Source organism: Veronia nyctiphanis (genome assembly GCF_004116385.1).
Classification (GTDB): domain Bacteria; phylum Pseudomonadota; class Gammaproteobacteria; order Enterobacterales; family Vibrionaceae; genus Veronia; species Veronia nyctiphanis.
Genome location: NZ_PEIB01000001.1, coordinates 226,798 through 246,078 on the forward strand (window position 1 = coordinate 226,798; position 19,281 = coordinate 246,078).

Consider the following 19,281-nt stretch of genomic DNA (forward strand, 5'->3'; position numbering starts at 1 on the left):
TACATGATTTAACGAGGGATTGTATATCCTTACGCCTCTTTGAATCTGGCTACACGTGGTGTCAGAGAATTTTCTACTCGTATTTACCCTTCTCTTTATCGCATATCCTTCTTGGTCTATCTGGTCTAACCAGCTGGGCAGGCTCCTGGTCTCGTCGATTTGTTGAGATGACAGATGGTCTCAAGGTGTGCGAAAAGTACATTAGCACTGGCATGAACGCGCGAGACTATTTTTGAGTCATTAAGGCATTAAATGGGCGCTTTTTAGCTCAATGAGTTTCGCCGATTGATTAAGAGGAAAGGAATGTTTACTGATGTGTTGTTTGGTCTGCCAGTAAGAAAACCGTGGCTGACACTCTTCATTGTGGCGCTATTTGCCGGTCTATTTTCCTTCGGCGCACAGAACTTATATTTCCGTGGCGATTATAAGGTATTTTTCCACGACGACAGCCCTGAGCTTATCAAGTTTACTGAGCAACAAGATCGTTTCAAGGCAGCGCAAGGTATTGCCATTATCATTGAGGATCCCAGCGGGAACGTATTCAATGAGACAACACTGAACATAGTTCGCGAACTGACTGAGTTAGGCTGGGAATTTCCCTATGCGATCCGCTCTTCATCTCTCGCCAACTTCCAGTATACGACTGCAGACGGTGACGACATGGTGGTCGAGCCTTTGATCGGCGATGACAATTCACTGACACCAAAAAATATCGAATATATTAAGAACATTGCCCTCACTGATGCGAACACAGCGGGTGTATTAGTGTCCCGCTCTGGTCAGCTCGCGCTGGTTAGCGTTACTGTCCAGCTGCCGGAAGACGGTGGTTTGACAGAGCAAGTTATTGAGATAGTCAGACACACAAACAAAATCATTGCAGATGCCAAAGAAAAGGCCCCTGAACTGATATTCCGCAAGTCCGGGAGTATTGCGTTGAACGACGCGTTCGGGGTCGCCGCAGCGCAGGATGTGAGAACCTTGATCCCTATGATGTTTGCAGCAGTGATGGTTTTCCTCGGACTATTGCTTCGCTCTTGGCGTTTTGTCTTTGCCACCATGCTTGTTCTTGGCACAGCAGTATCCATGACGATGGGTTTACTTGGCTGGACGGGACATTACCTGACCAATATTACGATTGGCGTCCCAATGTTGTTGCTCACTCTAGCCGTAGCAGACTGTGTTCATATCATCACGGGGTATATTCACGGATTAAACAAGGGGAAAGGGCAGACGGAGGCTATTAAATATAGTCTGGAGCTGAACTTCATTGCGCTTCTGGTCACATCAGTAACCACGTCGTTTGGTTTTTTGATGATGAATGCGTCGGTGTCACCAGCCTTGATCGACTTTGGTAACCTTGCAGCAGTTGGAGTCATGATTGCCTTCATACTGTCTGTGACTCTGTTACCTGCAATCTTGGCTCTGATGCCTATCAAGACCTCCACATCACGTGTCGATGAGCAAGATGAATCGATGCTCAAAATCGCCGAATGGGTCATCAGTCACCATCGAAAAGTCTTACCTATCGCTGCCATTGTGGTTATTGCCAGTGGTTTTTTGATGTCACAAAACGAACTCAATGATGAGTTGGTGAAATATTTCAAGACTGGTAGTGATTACAGAGAGCAGGCGAGTTTTCTTGATGACAAAGTCGGCAATACGACGCTGACCATCACACTGGATACGGGCGAAGCGCAGGGCATCACTAAGGTCGAGTTTCTGAAAACACTCGATGCGTTCACCAACTGGTTGTATGAGCAACCAGAGGTCAATCACGTCTCCAGTCTCGTGGATGTGATGCGTCGTCTGAACAAAAACCTCAATGGAGATGACCCCAACTACTACAAAATACCTTCCACCGATGAGATGGGCGCTCAGTATCTGCTGATGTACGAATTGTCGTTACCTTATGGGCAGGATTTAAACAGCCATGTAGATTTCAATAAATCGGCCGTCAGGGTCACGGCCATCATGAGAAGCCTTGGCAGTAAAGGGATGATCGAGCTTGAAAGCAAGGTGGAAGATTGGTTGGACAAAAACGCGTCCGGGTACGGTTACGAAATCACAGACTTGTCGGTAATGTTTGCTCACATTGGTGCTTCGAACCTCAAAAGTATGATTGTGACGCTGCCTCTGGCATTGGGCGTTATATCTGCGCTTCTTATCCTGGCATTACGCTCGTGGCGTTTGGGGATTCTCAGCCTTATTCCGAATTGTGCCCCCATCATCGTTGGGTTTGGTGCTTGGTATCTGGTCTCTGGTGAAATCAATATTGCCGTCTCTGTGGTGGTTTCGATGACGCTGGGGATCGTGGTTGATGACACCGTCCACTTTTTAACCAAATACCGCAAAGCCCGTGAAGAAGGGAAAAGTGTCGAAGACGGAGTACGTTATGCGTTCGTTACCGTCGGTAGAGCATTATGGGTAACGACTGTGGTTCTTTGTACAGGCTTTGCGCTTCTGGCGACGTCTGACTTTGTGCCGAATGCCAGTATGGGATTCTTGAGTGCGGTTGTCGTCATGTTTGCACTCCTCGGCGACTTCTTCATGTTGCCTGCCATACTGTTACTTATTGATAGAAAAGCGTATCTCAACAAAAAAGCGAGCCTTGTTGAAAGTTCTTGTCGTTAAACAACGGATATTATTTTGAAGTTAGTGAGAGTTATTACAAGCGCAATGATGGCGGTGAGTGCGGTACTTTTTCCGCAAGCCTTTGCGCTGGAAGCCGAGGCGGAGATATCGCTTGAGTATCGACAGTTTGCCCAAGGGGGGGAAATGGGGCAGGCTCATCGCAGTTTTCTGCTGTTTTCGAACCTAGCCTATTTTGGGAGAGTGAAGAAGAGGGTCACAGCCTGACGTGGAAAACGTTTTTCCGGATTGATTCTCTCGACGAGAACCGCTCTCACATCGATATTCGTGAGGCCTATTACGAGAACCGCTTTTACTTCTTTAACTTTAACGACGAGATCGCGGTTAAAGCGGGCGCGGCACAAGTATTTTGGGGAGTGACAGAATCGTTGAATGTGGTTGACGTCATCAATCAGTCTGATCTGGTGGATTCCATCACGGGGCAGAAACTCGGTCAGCCGATGATTAACCTGAACCTTGAAAATGATTTTGGACTGACAGAGTTTTATGTCATGCCACTATTCAGGGAGCGGACCTTTGCCAGTAATACAGGACGCCTCTCTTTCCCTGGTATCGTCAATAATCCAATTTATGAGTCGTCCAGAAAGCAACAGCACATCGATTTAGCACTACGCTATTCCTACAGCTTTGATACATGGGATCTGGGCTTCACCGTGTTTCATGGCACAAACAGAGAGCCATACTTTGCCGCGGAAGTCTCTACACCGGTAGAAACGCAAATTAATACAGTCATCGATGTGGTGCCTTACTACGCGCAAATGACCCAGTTTGGTATCGATTTGCAAGCGTTCTGGGGCGACTGGACATGGAAATTGGAAGCTATCAGACGCGAAAGCCTTGTCAGCCACACGGCGATCGTCGCTGGTTTTGAGTATCCTTTTGTCGGCGTCTGGGGGAGTGACAGCGAGGTCACCTTGTTTGCTGAGTACTTGTATGACAGCCGAGATCCTATTGGGCCTGTGAGGATCAGTCTTGATGACACAACCCAGCTGCTGATATTTCTCTCCGATACCTTGTTTGGTGGTGTGTTAACGCCTGATTTTCAGGCCGAGGCGGATGCGAGAAAACTCAGTCCGACGATTACTCAGAATGATATTTTTTCTGGTATTCGCTGGGCATTTAACGACATTAATGGCACAGAATTGCGTCTCGGTTTCTTGATGGATATCGAACATATCTCTTCGTATTCAACACAGATAGAGGTGACAAGCCGTTTCAGTGAAAGCCTGACATGGAGAGTCTCCGGCGCATTCTTCAATAGCGAAGAAAAACAGGATCCTTTGTTCAACATTAAAGATGATGATTACGTTGAGGCTGGTGTGAAGTACTACTTTTAACGCCAGTGCTTAGTGAAAACCAAAAGGAGTGAGATAGGTGATGAAAAAGGTAGTTGAATGAACGTTAGTGCAGCGCTTCAATGGCCCGCCTCACGTCCGTGGTGGTGTATTCTCATTGCGATCTTATTTGTTGTTGCGGCTTCACTGGGCGCTAAAAATCTCTATTTTCGGGGCGATTACAAAGTCTTTTTCAAAGATGACAACCCTCAGCTCGTTGCCTACGAAAACGAAAAGGTCAGTTTTAACAGCTCCGACGGATTAATCATCGTTGTGGTTCCGCCTGACGGTCAGGTTTTTAGCGCGTCATCGCTCGGCCTCATTCGCGAGATAACAAAAAAAAGCTGGCAAATTCCTTTCACGACACGTGTGACTCAATTACAAACTATCAGCACACTGCCGTAGAGGCGGATGATTTAGTGGTTGAAGACCTTGTTCCTGATTACTATCCGCTTGATGAAAAAAGAGTGGCTTACGTTAAAGGTGTGGCCCTTAATCAACCGGAGATTTTAGGGGCGTTGGTGACAGAGAAGGCCGATGTTGCCACCGTATCGGTGAGTCTGACCCTGCCTGATGGCGACCAAACGGATGCGTTGATAGAGGTCATGACTTTCGTCAAGCAGATGCTTGATGGTGCCAAAAGTGATTTTCCGAAAACAGAATTTTACCTTGTCGGCAGAGCGGCGTTGAATAATGCCTTTTTAGAGTCCGCGTTAAGCGACGGAACAACGCTGATCCCGCTTATGTTCGTGACAGTGATTCTGTTTCTCCTCTACATGCTGGGGTCGTGGCAATTTATGCTGGCTACGCTGGTGGTGATTATTGCGACCAACACTGCAACACTCGGACTTCTTGGCTGGGCTGAGCACTACCTGACCAATGGCACGGTCAATATTCCTACCTTGTTAATGACGTTGGCCGTCGCTGATTCTGTTCACATCATTACCACTTATACCCATGCGCTGCGAGAAGGTAAGCCTAAATTCGAAGCGTTAAACCACAGCTTGAAGCTTAACTACATGGCGTTGTTGATCACTTCTGTGACTACAGCGGTGGGTTTTTTGATGATGAATGCGTCGACATCTCCGGTGTTGATTGAATTCGGCAACCTTGCTGCGGTGGGGGTGATGATTGCCTTTTTCCTGTCTATTACTCTGCTACCCGCAATCATCATTCTGATCCCTGTTGATAAGCTGCCCGCGCTGTCATCCAAGACCAATCGTAATATGAATGGGTTGGCTGACTGGGTGATTCGTCATCACAAAAAGCTCTTACCAGCGGGGTTCGTGGTTGTGGCACTCAGTGTCGCGGGATTAGTTCAAAATGAAGTGAACGATCGACCCATCGGGTATTTTGACGGAGATAACTCTTTCCGTCAGGCAGTGGATTTTATGGAGGACAATTTCAGTGGCATGTCCCGCATTGGTGTGACGGTGGATTCCGGGCAGTCACAGGGTGTCACTGAACCGGACTTTCTTCGCCTGTTGGATAGTTTCGCCGAATGGGCAAGGCAGCAACCGGAAGTAGATCATGTCGCCAGCCTGTCAGATATCTTTTATCGGTTGAACCAGAACATGCACGGTGGTGATCCCGCTTACTATCGTTTACCTGAATCGTCTGAGTTAGCCGCGCAGTATCTTTTATTGTTCGAGTTATCACTGCCTTACGGTCTAGATCTTAATAATCGACTTGATATCGACAAGTCATCGGTGTTGGTGTCGCTGACGGTGGAAAACCTAGGCAGTAAGGAAATGGTGGCGTTTGAGACCCGCATAAACCAGTGGTTCAAGGAACGTATTTCATCGTGCCCTTCTTGCTCGGTATCGGTGTCCGGTACCGCACTGATGTTTGCTCATATTGGCGAAACAAACATGTCGAGCATGCTAGAAACCTTACCATGGGTGCTTTTACTGATTTCAGGTTTACTTGTGCTTGCATTGCGCTCCCTGAAACTCGGCCTCATCAGCATATTGCCTAACGCCGTTCCTGCCATTATTGGCTTCGGTATCTGGGGAGTATTTTCCGGAGAGATTAACCTTGGCCTCTCCGTTGTGACGACATTGACGCTTGGCATTGTGGTCGACGACAGTGTGCATTTTCTGACGAAATACCGATATGCAAGGTTGAAAGGTGATGAGGTTGAAGAGGCGATTCGTTATGCCTTCAACACAGTTGGACGGGCACTCTGGGTCACCACCATGGTACTTGTTGCCGGCTTCTGCATACTTGCCTCATCAAGCTTCCGTGTAAATGCTGATATGGGTGCGCTTAGCGCTCTCGTTATATTTATTGCTTTGGTAATAGATTTTCTATTACTACCGGCTGCGTTGCTTATTTTTGATAAGCAACCTTATCAACGTGTCATAGAACACGATTCTGTAAATGAAATTGAAAAGGAGAGGGGATAATGAAAAAGGTTTTTAAACATTTGAAGGTCGGTATAGCCGTGTTAGCAATGGCTGGATTGACTGCACCTGTATTCGCAGATGAGGCGAAAGGGCTGGATATTGCGAAGGAGATGAAATCGCGTGCAGCAGGGTGGGGTGACAGTCAAGCCAAGCTGGTGATGGAGCTGAAAACAGCCCGTGGAGACAGCAGTACCCGTAAGCTCCGAGTGAAGAACCTTGAGGTTCAGAGTGACGGTGATAAGGGAATGACCATTTTCGATGAGCCAAAAGATGTGAGGGGGACAGTATTCCTGTCATACAGTCACGTTGATAAGCCCGATGATCAGTGGCTTTATTTGCCAGCGCTGAAACGCGTGAAGCGTATCGCGTCAAGAAATAAGTCGGGTCCGTTTATGGGCAGTGAATTCGCTTATGAAGATCTCAGTTCGTTTGAACTGGATAAGTATGCATTCACCTACCTGCGTGATGAAGCTGTCAATGGGGAAGACGCTTTTGTGATTGAGCAAATCCCAACAGATGAGTTTTCAGGCTACACCAAACAAATTGTCTGGGTCAGTAAAGAACATTACCGTGTTCTAAAGGTTGAATTTTACGACAGGAAAAAAGCACTCCTGAAAACTTTGATGGCAAGCGAGTACAAGCAATATCTCAATAAATTTTGGCGAGCTCACCGCCTTGAGATGCAAAACCATCAGACAGGTAAAAGCACAGTACTGGCGACTGACTCGATCGAGTTCAACACTGGCTTGAGAGAGAAAGACTTTTCTAAATCCAGCATGAGCCGGGTGAGATAGCATAGCTGAGGATCACGGATGAAAAAGTGCAACACGTACAGTATTGCTCTCGCTTGCATGTGGCTGTCTTCGCAAGCTCACGCCATACTGGGTGCAGATATCAATGTCACTGTTGCAGTTGAACATCGACAATTTCTTAAAGAGGGAAGTCTGGGCCAGAAACAGGCCCAGACGTCACTAATATTGTCCCCCGAGATTTACTTTGAGAATGAAGACGGTGACACCAGCTTTACTTATGTTCCGTACAATCGTTTTGATAGTTTGGACAAGGGCCGAAATGTCATGGACATTCGGGAAGGTCTTTTTCGCTACTACAAAGGCGACTATGAAATCAGGGTTGGAATAGGTCAGACATTTTGGGGGGTGATGGAGTCATTTAACCCCGTTGATATTGTCAACCAAATTGACTTTGGGGATTCGTTCGACGGTTCGCAGAAACTGGGTCAGCCCATGTTGAATTTGATATTCGATTCAGACTACGGGCATTTTGACGTTTTATACCTGCCCGCTTTTCGTGAACGTTCATTTGCGACGAAAGAGGGAAGAATAGCTTACCCCAGATTACAGGAAAACGGGGCGAGTTTCGAATCTAAATTTGATGAATTCCACTCTGATGTTGCGTTTCGCTATAGCAATACTTTTGGCGATTCTGACATAGGCTTAAGCGCGTTTCATGGCACCAGCAGAGACCCTTACTTCATGGTTAACCGAAAGCTGGTGACATCTCGGATTCCCGGATTGACAATCAGTCCTGTGCCCGGGGTTGAGATTTTCCCGTTTTATTCGCAAATGACCCAGATTGGACTCGACTTTCAGCATGTTTATGACGATTGGTTATTCAAGCTGGAAGCGATTCACAGGCTCAGTGAAGAGGACTATTCGTCAGCCGCTATAGGCTTTGAGTACCAGTTATACGGCCTTGATGACTACCTTGGCTACTGGTTACAAGGGCATGAGTGGACCTTATATGGCGAGTATCTTTATGACTCTCGGGGTCAGCGAGCGTTTACTTATCTTCAGAATGATATATTTTCTGGCCTAAGGTGGACGTTCAATGATTTACGGAGCACAGAAGTCAATATAGGTTTGACACAAGACTTGGAAGATATGGATTCAAGGACGTTGCGCGGAGAAGCAAGTATGAGGCTCTTCGATAGCTGGAAAATCTACCTTAACGGGCAGATGTTTTTCAGTGAATCGGTAAAAGATGCACTCTATTTGTTGCGAGACGACGACTTTGTTGAAGCCGGACTGGAATATCGATTTTAGTTCATTTCTTCTTTTTACAGGGGGTCAGCTGTTCGGGCTGGCCTCACCTCAACTACCACCTCCCATCACCGCACGCCAAATAAGAATATAGTTTCATTAATAAAACCTGCGGTTATTTATTCGCCGTTTCACCCCTGATTGTCTTTGTCCGGCTTTTCAAATAAGAATACTTACTCTAATTTGGTATATCGTCATTTTTTGACGGAGTGTCAAATACTCATGTGGCGATAACTCTTGGGAGCTGTTTGCTCGTAGGAGTACCTAAATATCTAATAACAATATTTGCCTAATTTATACGTTTGAAGAAAGGGAATGTTTTATGAGAGGGAAGCTCTTCCGGATACCAATAGCCAAAGCATGGCTGTGTATAGCGCTAACACTTTTCTGTGTGTTGCTGTCAGCCGCCGGTAATAAAAATCTTTATTTCAATGGTGATTACAAGACATTTTTTGATAACAGCAATCCTCAGTTGCAAGCACATCAAAGTATCGAAAATGCGTTTCTTAAATCAGATTCACTGGGAATTGTTATAGAACCTGAAAATGGCAATGTATTTACCAAAGAAAATCTTACTCTTATCAGAGAGATAACAGACGCATTCTGGCAGGCAAACTATGTACGCCGTGTAGATTCGATCACCAACTACCAGCATACCTCAGCGGAGGGTGACGATCTGCTTGTTGAGGATCTTGCGCCAGATTATTTGCCACTTGATGACGCGAGAATTGCGCATATCAAAGAGATCGCGTTGAGTGCGCCAAGGCTGAAAGGTTCTTTGGTCTCGGAAGCTGGCGATATCTCTGTTGTTAATGTGTCGTTCAATGGACCGGATGGCGATCCAACCAAGCTTGTTGCCGAAATTGCCGTTTTCACCCGTGATATCTTTGCAGAGATGGAGCAGCGGTATCCGGGTGTTAAATTCCACATGGTGGGGATCGTGGCTCTCAATATGTCGCTGACGGAAGCTGCGATTGCTGATGCTACGACACTCATTCCTATGATGTTTACCGCTGTCGTGATTTTTCTTGGCATCATGCTGAAATCATGGCGATTTGTCTGTGCAACATTGGCCATTATTGTGACGTCAATCATTGCGACCATGGGGCTAGTGGGTTGGATGGAGCATTACCTAACCACAGCACTGGTCAATGTGCCTACCGTTGTCATGACACTAGCGGTGGCAGATTGTGTGCATATCATCGCGTCTTACATCAATATCCGCCGTGCAGGTACACCTCATCGCGATGCCATTCTTGAGAGCATTAACCTCAACATGACGGCTCTGGTAATTACCTCGGTCACAACATCGATTGGTTTTTTGATGCTGAATGCCTCGGAGTCTCCGGCGCTGAGAGATTTCGGCACACTGACAGCAATCGGCATTTTGGTGGCATTTTTCCTGTCTGTGACATTGCTCCCTGCACTTTTAACCGTGATGCCTGAAAAAGACAGCGCCTTTGACCGGCATAATGACAAGCAGTCTATGGATCGTCTGGCACTGTGGATTATTCGCTTTCATAAAGCCATTCTGCCCGCTGGTATTGTTGTTATTGCCGTTTCTTCTGTCTTGATGATGCAGAACAAAGTGGATGATAAGCAGTATGAATACTTTGATACCGGCTCTCCATTCCGACAGGCTGTTGAGCTAGTTAATGACTCTTTGAAAGGTTCAACGGTGATTAACATTTCGTTGGACACTGGGGTGGAAAATGGTATCACGTCGCCGGAGTTTCTCCGTACTTTAGAAGAATTCACTCTATGGCTGAACACGCAGCCTGAAGTTGGCCATGTCATCAGTCTTTCTGACACGATCAAACGGCTGAACAAGAACATGCACGGTGATGATTCTGACTACTATCGAATACCTTTAGACAGTTCTGAATCCGCCCAATACTTGTTGTTATTCGAACTCTCTTTGCCCTACGGACTTGATTTAACGAATGAGATAAATCTCGACAAGTCAGCAGTAAAACTGACGATAACGATACGTAATCTCGGCAGTGCGGAAATGGTGGCATTTGAGCAACGTGTTAAGCAATGGTTATCAGACAACACACCGAATACCGAGCGTGCAATCTCAAGTATCTCGCTGATGTTTGCACATATTGGTGAGGTGAATATGGCCAGTATGCTGAAAACCTTGCCTATCACATTACTGGTGATATCAGGGCTATTGATTTTTGCACTTCGCTCATTACGGCTTGGAGTCGTCAGTCTGATACCGAATATTGCCCCCGCGATCTTGGGTTTCGGACTTTGGGCATTACTGTCTGGTGAGATTAACCTTGGCTTGTCGGTGGTGATAACGATGACGATGGGCATTGTTGTCGATGACACGGTGCATTTTCTTAGCAAATATCGGCATTCTCGCTTCAGGGAAAGAGTGTCGAAGAGGGAATCCTCTATGCATTTTCGACCGTTGGTAAAGCATTGTGGATCACTACTGTCGTTTTGGTTGTTGGCTTTGGCATTCTTGCTACGTCAGATTTTCGCATAAATTCTGACATGGGATTACTCAGCGCGATTGTCATTTTCATTGCACTCATTGTTGATTTTACAATTCTTCCTTCAGCGCTACTGATTTTTGACCGAAAGTCATATGTGAAAGAAGACGTTAGTCATGCCAATGAACTCAGCCAATCTCCGCGAGGTGGAGCTGCCCAAGGTCAGCAATGAAGCCTCTGATTCATCGCTGTTTGTATTGTTCTGAGGCAGTTTGTAAATTTATATCTGATTAATTTCATATGACAAAGGCCGAATAATGCTTCCACCTAGCGTTATTTTGGCCTATTATGACGATCAGTCAAATATTGACGAAGTGTCAATTTTATCATTATTACAAGCGCAAACCGGCATAAGACATCGATTTGCTTGCTAAGAAACAAAGCCTCTCACTGAGAGGTTAATTTTTCCTCCCATTTTGACGATCCGTCAAAATGGGAGGATGCAGACAATACTGAGATTGCCTTACAGCGCGAACGTCACAAACGGAGAATGTGATGAAAGATAAGCTTCTGAATTGGCCCGTTAACAGAGCATGGTGGTTTCTTTGCTTAACCATGTTTGTTGTTATCGTGGCATCGATTGGAAATAAGAACCTCTATTTCCGAGGCGACTACAAAATCTTTTTTGATGACGGAAACCCGCAACTCCTTGCTTTTGAAGAGTTGGAAAACGTTTTCGCCAAAACCGATACCATGGCCATCGTGGTGGCGCCTAACAGCAACAATGCGTTAAGTGCGTCATCACTTGAGCTGGTCAGAGAGATGACCGAAAAAGCGTGGCAAACACCCTATTCGTCACGTGTTGATTCCATCACCAATTACCAACATACCGCCGCAGAAGAAGATGATCTGATTGTCGAGGATTTAGTTCCTGACTACTACCCACTGGATAGTGAACGGCTGGCTTATGTCCGCGATATCGCATTGAATGAGCCGAGACTGAGAGGGTTACTGATTTCTCCCAAGGCTGACGTCACCATGATCAATGTGACACTGCAACTGCCGGATGGTGATCAGACTCTACAGGTGCAAGAAGTGGCCGAATATGGTCGGGCACTGATGGCCGAAATGCAGCAATCTTATCCTGATGTCGAGTTCTACATGACGGGCGCTATTGCCCTTAACTATGCGTTTGCCGAAGCGGCAATGAAAGACGGCAATACACTGATACCCATGATGTTTGTCGCCATTCTTATCTTTTTGGGCGTGATGCTTCGCTCATGGCGCTTTGTGTCAGCGACATTAATTGTCATTGTCGCCTCAATCACAACCACCATGGGACTGCTTGGCTGGGCCGAGCATTACATTACGAACGGCACGGTGAATGTCCCAACGGTCGTTATGACGCTGGCCGTCGCTGATTGCGTGCACGTGATTGTCTCTTACATCAGTGCAAGGCGTGAAGGCAAAGAAAACAAAGAGGCGATATCTCATAGCCTGAGCATCAACTTTATGGCGTTGCTGATCACCTCAGTAACAACCGCGTTTGGCTTTTTGATGATGAATGCGTCAGCCTCACCTGTCTTACGAGAATTGGGTACATTGACTGCCATTGGCGTCATGATAGCGTTCTTCTTGTCTATTACTTTGCTACCCGCACTGCTTTCGCTTCTGCCAGAGAAAAAAGGAGTCATGGTGAAGCAAGGCGAAGATAAAACTATGCTGCCATTGGCTAATTTCGTCATCCGTTACCACAAAAAAGTGTTGCCGCTTGGCGTCTTGTCAGTGGTGATATCGGCGGGCTTATTATTTCAAAATCAGGTCAATGATGAACCCTTCGAATACTTTGATACCGGCAATTCATACCGTGTGGCCGTTGACTTCATTGATGAAAAACTCAGTGGAAGCACAAATGTAAGCATCGGCATCAAAACGGGTAAAGAGAATGGCATCAACGACCCAGCCTTTTTGAAAAAGCTGGAAGCTTTTACTGACTGGCTTAAACAACAACCAGAGATAGATCATGTTGCCAGCTTGTCAGACACCTTCAAGCGTTTGAATAAAAATATGCATGGTGATGATCCTGCCTATTACACCTTGCCAGAAGAAAGCGAACTCGCTGCTCAATATTTGCTGTTGTATGAGATGTCTTTGCCTTATGGACTCGACTTGAATAACGAAATCAATCTCGACAAGTCTGCGGTGAAAATGTCACTGACATTGGCAAACATTGGCAGTAACGAGCTGGTGGATTTTGAGCTGCGTGTGTATGACTGGTTTGCTGAAAATGCCCCTGATTATGATGTGTTGGCATCCAGCCCATCAATGATGTTTGCGCATGTTGGCGAGAACAACATGAACAGCATGTTGAAAACACTACCAGTGACATTGGTGGTGATCTCCGCACTCTTGGTGTTCGCGCTGCGCTCAATGCGACTGGGGTTGATCAGCCTCATTCCTAACATCGCGCCAGCCGTTCTGGGCTTCGGTGTGTGGGCGCTGATATCCGGCGAAATCAATCTCGGCTTATCGGTCGTGGTATCCATGACGCTGGGTATTGTGGTTGATGATGCGGTGCACTTCCTCAGCAAATACCGCTACGCCAGAGTGCGAGGTGATGATGTTGAAGCCGGCATCCGCTATGCGTTTGCAACGGTTGGCAAAGCGTTATGGGTCACCACAGTAGTGCTGGTGGTTGGCTTCGGCATTTTGGCCACCTCAGATTTCAGGCTCAACGGTGACATGGGCACCTTGAGCGCAATGGTGATATTTATCGCGTTAGCGGTTGATTTCACCATTCTTCCTGCGGCTCTGCTTATCTTTGACCGCAAAGCATACACAGAAAAAAAAGGTTGCATACCGAACGCAGCCTTCGCAGTAAAAATTGACAGGGATGATTCTATGAAAAAGCTTACATCAATGATGGTTCTGGGTTCAGCATTGCTGAGTGTGATAACCGCTTCTGTGCCAGTGATGGCGCAGAATGAGAAGGGCCTGAAAATTGCGCAGGAAAGGAAAGCCCGCGATTTGGGCTGGGGAGACAGCATCTCGGCCCTTAGCATGGAGCTGACCAATGCCAATGGCGACACGAGCACTCGCAAATTGCGGATCAAATCATTGGAAGTCAATGACGATGGCGACAAAGGGCTGACCATCTTTGATGAGCCAAAAGACGTGCGAGGCACCGTGTTTCTGAGTCACTCCCACATTGGTTCACCGGATGATCAGTGGATCTTCCTGCCTGCTCTAAAACGTGTGAAGCGCATTGCATCGCGTAATAAATCAGGCCCGTTTATGGGGAGTGAATTTGCTTATGAGGATCTGAGCTCGTTTGAGCTTGAGAAGTTCGAATTTACCTACCTTCGTGATGAAACCTTTGAGGGGCAGGACGTGTTTGTTATTGAGCAAACCCCGACTGACAAATTCTCTGGATATTCACGCCAGCTTGTCTGGATGGATAAAGAGCATTATCGCCCGCTGAAAGTCGAGTTCTATGACCGCAGAAACAGTTTGCTGAAAACGCTAACATTCAATGGTTACAAGCAGTACCTCAATAAATTCTGGCGTCCGGACGAGTTAGTCATGGCTAACCACCAGACGAAAAAACTCACGCGTCTTACGACAGAAAGTCTCACCTTTAATAATGGCCTGACAGAAAAGGATTTCAGCAAATCAGGCATGAAGCGCGTTCGTTAGGGAGAATACTATGCGCAGTACTTTATTAGCGGCCACGATGTTTGTGGCCTCCACACCCATTAGTGCGCTTGAATTTCAGGGAGAAATTGGCGTGCAACATCGATATTTTTTCGAAGAAGGCGCACTTGGGCAGAAACAGAATCAAACTTCTGTATTTGTTGAGCCAGACATCTTCTGGGAAAGCGATGACATTGATTTAACCTTCAGCTTAAAACCCTTTTACCGCTACGATGCGTTGGATGATGAGCGAACACATGCTGATATTCGAGAAGCGCTTTTCTCCTATTACAGCGAGAATTACGAGTTCAAGGCGGGCGTTGGCAAAGTATTCTGGGGTGTTACCGAGTCACAGCATCTTGTCGATGTTATCAATCAAAGTGATTTCATTGAGTCCATAGATGGTGAAGTCAAACTCGGGCAGCCCATGTTAAGCGTGGGTGCAGAGACGGACAACGGCATGTGGGAAGTTTTTGTTCTGCCATATTTCCGAGAGCGCACCTATGCGGGCCCTGAAGGTCGCCTCTCTCTGCCGGGCTTTTCTGAACATCATGTGACATATGAATCGAGCAATGAAGAAAAGCACACTGATGTGGCATTTAGATATGCCACTTCTCTTGATGATGTCGATGTCGGGCTGAGTGCATTTCATGGCACCAATCGTGATCCGTTTTTGCAGCAAGCCGTCATAAACGGGAAAGGAGCCTTGGTGCTTCACTATGCCCAAATGACACAGCTAGCTCTGGATGCTCAGGCTATTGCAGGCAGTTGGCTATGGAAACTTGAGGCCATTCATCGAGACAGCTTGAGAATCATGTCGCTGCGACGGCAGGCTTTGAATACAGCTTGGTCACAGGTAATGGTTATGACGTTGGTCTGCTGGCAGAGTATCTTTACGACGACCGAAAGGGTATGACACAGCCGATAGGTCAAAATGATGTGTTCGCAGGTGTAAGGCTTGCACTTAACGACATCGATGGCACTGAGCTTTTGGTTGGCGGGACCGTCGATCTTGAGACTTCGGACTCGACAACACTGCGTGTAGAGGCCAGTGGACGCATTAACAATGACGTGAGCTGGAATCTGACTGCTGGCGCGTTTAATAGCGAAAAAGTGACAGATCCGCTCTATCAAATAAAGAAAGACGATTACATCGAATTGGGTATGACTTACTACTTTTGATGCTATTTCCTGATGCGGGTGTTATTTCTGCTCACGGAAGAGCGGGTACCCTGGAATGTGTAGCATGTTGCCGACAGCCTTCTGCCTGTCGGCTTTTTTTCGTCAGGGAAACTGGCGATTAATACAGCCTAAACCGAGTGAATTCAGAATGAAAAAAAGGCCGCACAAATCGGCGGCCGTTTGCTGAAATATGACCTGTTCAGCACGAGCTAAAAAGAAAATCTCTTCCGTGTGATTAGAGTTATTAGGAACGCTCAATGAAGCAGTGTGACCTGCTAAGAAGCGAGCGAATCATAACGGCTTTGCAGGAGGCTTGTTCACATCAAAAGTTAATCTTTTATACACTGTTTTCTTTTATTGCTTGCTTAGATAACGCTTGGCCAATGTTGCAGCGATAGAGATTTCTTTGCTTACAGCAGGCTAAGCTGATCGCCATGTCTATCAGGGTTCAGTGTTGCGATTTCTGGTAGGGGTTTCTCGTCAGTTGCCAGTTCCTCTGAAATCAATTTATAAAAGTGGTTGGCCAGCTCCGGTGCCTCGGTGTTGTCAGCGGTGTGTACCATCAGATACGGCACTTTTCCTTCTGTTATCCACTGGCAAAACTTCTTTTTCCAAGGAGTGAAAAACGCATCGTTTTCCGCTAATGCTGGGTTTCCGATAAAACGCACCATAGGGGATTGATCGGTCGCGATAACGTGAACCGGCACTCTGGGTTTTTTCTTCTGTGCATCAATAAGGCGTCGGTGTCGGCTTTAACCGCAAAGACTGGCCGAGAATCCATGATGATGCGATCAGCACTGTGAGAAATCAAAAGTGCATTAAAAGCTTTCTCATCGTCACCTTTGGCAAAAAATGCGGGGTGACGTACCTCCACACCCATCTGAAAGTCACGAGGCATAGATGTTAGAAAATTATCCAGCGCCGGCAGCGAGTCAGGGCCAAACGCGGCGGGCAGTTGCAGTGTCCACATGCCAATACGTGCGTGAAGTGGTGCCATTAACGTCAGGAATTCTCCGACCATAGCATCAGCATGCTGGAGCATCAGCTGGTGGGTGATTGCCTTGGGAAACTTGAACGTGAAGCTGAAGTTGTCGCTGGTTGCCGACTTCCAGTTTTCAACCGTGGCAGGGGACGGGCTGGCATAAAACGTAGTGTTCCCCTCGACGGTATTAAAGACCTGTGCATAGCGAGCAAGTCTCTCGCCCGCTTTGGTACCAGAGGGATAAAACTTTCGTTGCCAGTCATTGTGCGACCATTGTGTAAGCCCGAGTCGAATGGGAGGGCGGGGCATTGCTTCGAGTGTCGCAGGGGTGATGGCGTCCATAATCACTTATTGTTGGTAATCCCGATAAGTCGGTATTCTGATAATGTTGCGGTTGTTTGGTCAAGTGGTGGTGGTTTTTTGGTCAATCAACGGCATTTCCCGCATTTACTGTTTCTCTCTTTACTCAGAGCCGTTTTTTTCCTTTATAATGCTCCGTCATTTTGTTATCTCTGATGGTTGCTAGGCAAACGTCTGGCTGGCAGCTATCTGCGGCAAAACAGGCCGCGTGATTTTGTATTTTTGCACACAAAGCAGTGCAACCGGACAATCAAAACAGATCGGGAATTTTCTATGCGAACCCAATATTGTGGTCACCTGAACAAAGCCCTTGCAGGGCAAACTGTGGAACTTTGCGGCTGGGTTAACCGTCGCCGAGATTTAGGCGGTCTTATCTTCATCGATATGCGAGATCGTGAAGGTGTCGTTCAGGTGGTGATTGATCCGGATATGAAAGATGTCTTTGACATCGCTAACCAGCTACGTAACGAATTTTGTATCAAAATTACCGGTGAAGTCCGTGTACGCCCAGGCAGTCAGGTCAACAAAGACATGGCAACGGGTGAAGTAGAAGTGCTGGCGCGCGGTCTTGAGATTATCAACCGTGCAGAGCCGCTTCCGCTGGATTTCAACCAAAACAACTCTGAAGAGCAGCGCCTGAAGCACCGCTACCTTGACTTGCGTCGTCCTGAAATGAGTGACCGCATCAAGCTGCGTGCAAAAGCGTCGAGCTTTGTTCGTCGTTTCCTAGATGACAATGGCTTCCTTGATATCGAAACGCCTGTGTTGACGAAAGCAACCCCAGAAGGCGCGCGTGACTATCTGGTACCTAGTCGTGTCCACAAGGGCAAATTTTACGCACTGCCTCAGTCTCCACAGCTGTTCAAGCAGCTGCTGATGATGTCAGGATTTGACCGTTACTATCAAATCGTGAAGTGCTTCCGTGACGAAGATTTACGTGCCGACCGTCAGCCTGAGTTTACTCAGATAGATATCGAAACCTCTTTCATGACCGCGGTAGAAGTGCGCGAGAAGATGGAAGAAATGATCCGCAACATGTGGCAAGAGCTGCTAAATGTGGATCTGGGCGATTTCCCAATGATGTCTTATGAAGAAGCAATGCGTCGTTTCGGCTCTGACAAACCAGACTTGCGTAACCCGCTTGAGCTTGTCGATGTGGCTGACATCCTGAAAGACGTTGAATTCAAAGTATTCTCTGGCCCTGCGAACGATGAGAAAGGCCGTGTTGCGGTTATCCGTGTTCCGGGCGGCGCTGAGCTGTCTCGTAAGCAAATCGATGAGTACACCAAATACGTCGGTATTTACGGTGCCAAAGGTTTGGCATGGATGAAAGTCAACGACCGCGCAGCGGGCTTCGAGGGTGTTCAGTCTCCGGTTGCCAAGTTCCTGAATGAGGAAGTGGTCAACGCAATCCTTGACCGCACTGGCGCGGGGTCTGGCGATATCATTCTGTTTGGTGCTGACAGCGCGAAAGTGGTGACAGAAGCGATGGGCGCGCTGCGTCTGAAACTGGGTATCGATCGTGAGCTCACAGACACCAGCAAGTGGGCACCGCTTTGGGTTGTTGACTGGCCAATGTTCGAAGATGATGACGAAGGCAACTTGCATGCCGTTCACCACCCATTCACAGCACCTTTAGGTGTGACGCCAGAAGAGCTGAAAGCAAACCCTGCGGGCACGCTGTCAGACGCTTATGACATGGTCCTTAATGGTTATGAAGTGGGTGGCGGCTCTGTTCGTATTCATAACTCAGAAATGCAAACGGCTGTCTTCGACCTGTTGGGCATTGAAGAAGATGAGCAGCAGCAAAAATTTGGCTTCCTGCTTGAAGCGCTCAAGTACGGTACGCCGCCACACGCGGGTTTGGCATTTGGCCTTGACCGTCTTGTGATGCTGCTGTGTGGTACTGAGAATATTCGTGACGTTATCGCGTTCCCGAAAACAACGGCGGCAGCTTGTCTTCTGACTGATGCACCAAGCGAAGCCAATCCGGCAGCGCTTGAAGAACTGGCGTTGACGATTACGGCGGCACAGAAAGAACAAAACGACGCCTAAGTCTCAAAATGCGTTGAAAATAAGGCCAGAATCTCTGGCCTTATTTTATTTCAGGCAAACAGAGAGTTCTGTTTGCTATAAACAATAAGTTAATCAGAACAACCTCAGCAC

The 19,281-nt window shown here is 47.1% G+C and carries 10 protein-coding genes and 4 pseudogenes; 13 read left to right on the forward strand and 1 reads right to left on the reverse strand.

Annotated elements, in window-relative coordinates; translation table 11 throughout:
* Positions 1-303: 303 nt before the first annotated feature.
* From CS022_RS01070 to CS022_RS01110, 12 genes and pseudogenes are all read left to right on the forward strand, one after another.
* On the forward strand, positions 304-2,631 hold the full coding sequence (locus CS022_RS01070) for an efflux RND transporter permease subunit (RefSeq protein ID WP_129120729.1): 2,328 nt from the start codon (positions 304-306) through the stop codon (positions 2,629-2,631).
* 15 nt (positions 2,632-2,646) lie between these two features.
* Positions 2,647-2,856, forward strand: coding sequence for a hypothetical protein (locus CS022_RS01075; protein ID WP_129120730.1), 210 nt, complete (start codon positions 2,647-2,649; stop codon positions 2,854-2,856).
* Positions 2,857-3,005: 149 nt separating this feature from the next.
* On the forward strand, positions 3,006-3,986 hold the full coding sequence (locus CS022_RS01080) for a hypothetical protein (protein ID WP_129120731.1): 981 nt from the start codon (positions 3,006-3,008) through the stop codon (positions 3,984-3,986).
* A 57-nt stretch (positions 3,987-4,043) separates the two neighbouring features.
* Positions 4,044-4,388 carry a hypothetical protein gene (locus tag CS022_RS25730; protein WP_235869177.1) on the forward strand — a complete coding sequence of 115 codons (345 nt, stop codon included), beginning with the start codon at positions 4,044-4,046 and terminating at the stop codon, positions 4,386-4,388.
* A complete protein-coding gene (locus CS022_RS01085) occupies positions 4,361-6,391 on the forward strand; it encodes an efflux RND transporter permease subunit (protein WP_235869191.1) in 2,031 nt (676 codons plus the stop codon). Before CS022_RS25730 ends, CS022_RS01085 begins: the two co-directional genes overlap by 28 nt.
* Positions 6,391-7,185 (forward strand): outer membrane lipoprotein-sorting protein, encoded by a 795-nt coding sequence (locus CS022_RS01090; protein WP_129120732.1) that lies wholly within the window; start codon positions 6,391-6,393, stop codon positions 7,183-7,185. Before CS022_RS01085 ends, CS022_RS01090 begins: the two co-directional genes overlap by 1 nt.
* 18 nt (positions 7,186-7,203) lie before the next feature.
* Positions 7,204-8,454, forward strand: coding sequence for a hypothetical protein (locus CS022_RS01095; RefSeq protein WP_129120733.1), 1,251 nt, complete (start codon positions 7,204-7,206; stop codon positions 8,452-8,454).
* A 319-nt stretch (positions 8,455-8,773) separates the two neighbouring features.
* Positions 8,774-10,951 (forward strand): efflux RND transporter permease subunit, encoded by a 2,178-nt coding sequence (locus CS022_RS01100; RefSeq protein ID WP_235869178.1) that lies wholly within the window; start codon positions 8,774-8,776, stop codon positions 10,949-10,951.
* Positions 10,885-11,130, forward strand: coding sequence for a hypothetical protein (locus CS022_RS25735; RefSeq protein ID WP_235869179.1), 246 nt, complete (start codon positions 10,885-10,887; stop codon positions 11,128-11,130). Before CS022_RS01100 ends, CS022_RS25735 begins: the two co-directional genes overlap by 67 nt.
* Positions 11,131-11,453: 323 nt before the next feature.
* Positions 11,454-13,745 (forward strand): annotated as a pseudogene (locus CS022_RS01105) (efflux RND transporter permease subunit); the annotation flags it as partial.
* A gap of 303 nt (positions 13,746-14,048) precedes the next feature.
* Positions 14,049-14,594 (forward strand): annotated as a pseudogene (locus CS022_RS25740) (outer membrane lipoprotein-sorting protein); the annotation flags it as partial.
* Between the two features lie 10 nt (positions 14,595-14,604).
* A pseudogene (locus CS022_RS01110) lies at positions 14,605-15,773 on the forward strand (hypothetical protein).
* A gap of 410 nt (positions 15,774-16,183) precedes the next feature.
* On the opposite strand, the pseudogene CS022_RS01115 reads toward CS022_RS01110, so the two are convergent.
* Positions 16,184-17,064, reverse strand: a pseudogene (locus tag CS022_RS01115) (DUF72 domain-containing protein).
* Between the two features lie 324 nt (positions 17,065-17,388).
* On the opposite strand from CS022_RS01115, the gene aspS reads away from it, so the two are divergent.
* Positions 17,389-19,170 carry an aspartate--tRNA ligase gene (aspS, locus tag CS022_RS01120; RefSeq protein ID WP_129120734.1) on the forward strand — a complete coding sequence of 594 codons (1,782 nt, stop codon included), beginning with the start codon at positions 17,389-17,391 and terminating at the stop codon, positions 19,168-19,170.
* Positions 19,171-19,281: the final 111 nt, after the last annotated feature.

Excerpts from the sequence above, each read along its gene's own strand:
- CS022_RS25730 (WP_235869177.1), top strand. The coding sequence starts at position 4,044 with ATGAACGTTAGTGCAGCGCTTCAATGGCCCGCCTCACGTCCGTGGTGG.
- CS022_RS01070 (WP_129120729.1), top strand. The coding sequence starts at position 304 with ATGTTTACTGATGTGTTGTTTGGTCTGCCAGTAAGAAAACCGTGGCTG.
- CS022_RS01095 (WP_129120733.1), top strand. The coding sequence starts at position 7,204 with ATGAAAAAGTGCAACACGTACAGTATTGCTCTCGCTTGCATGTGGCTG.
- CS022_RS01100 (WP_235869178.1), top strand. The coding sequence starts at position 8,774 with ATGAGAGGGAAGCTCTTCCGGATACCAATAGCCAAAGCATGGCTGTGT.
- CS022_RS01090 (WP_129120732.1), top strand. The coding sequence starts at position 6,391 with ATGAAAAAGGTTTTTAAACATTTGAAGGTCGGTATAGCCGTGTTAGCA.
- aspS (WP_129120734.1), top strand. The coding sequence starts at position 17,389 with ATGCGAACCCAATATTGTGGTCACCTGAACAAAGCCCTTGCAGGGCAA.